Raw genomic sequence first — 400 nt, forward strand, 5'->3', positions numbered from 1 at the left:
CCTCAATGTCGGCTCGCGCTCGGCGCCGTTCGACTTCGAGGAAGAGAATTTCGAACTCGCCATCCACTACGGACAGCCGGTGTGGGCGCGCGCCACGTGCACCTATCTCTGCAGCGAGTCGATCCTGCCGGTGGCCGGCGGTGCGCTGCTGGCGTCGGGACCTAAGCTGACGCCGGCCGATCTTCTCAATGAGCCCTTGCTGCACCTGGCAACGCGCCCGAGGCTCTGGACGCAATGGCTGGAGTGGGCCGGGCTGTCCGGCGAGACCGCCTACAGGGGGCACCGCTTCGATCAATTCTCGATGATCATCGAAGCGGCGGTTGCCGGCATGGGTTATGCGCTGCTTCCACGCTACCTGATCGAGCAGGAATTGAAATCCGGCGAACTTCAGGTCGTTCTC

At 63.8% G+C, this 400-nt stretch carries 1 protein-coding gene; it reads left to right on the top strand.

Annotated features, from left to right (window positions below; translation table 11 throughout):
* A partial coding sequence (locus tag EN749_RS37345; protein WP_245491607.1) for a LysR substrate-binding domain-containing protein occupies positions 1 to 400 on the top strand: 400 nt, incomplete at both ends.

This window comes from Mesorhizobium sp. M7A.F.Ca.ET.027.02.1.1, from assembly GCF_004022985.1.
GTDB lineage: Bacteria > Pseudomonadota > Alphaproteobacteria > Rhizobiales > Rhizobiaceae > Mesorhizobium.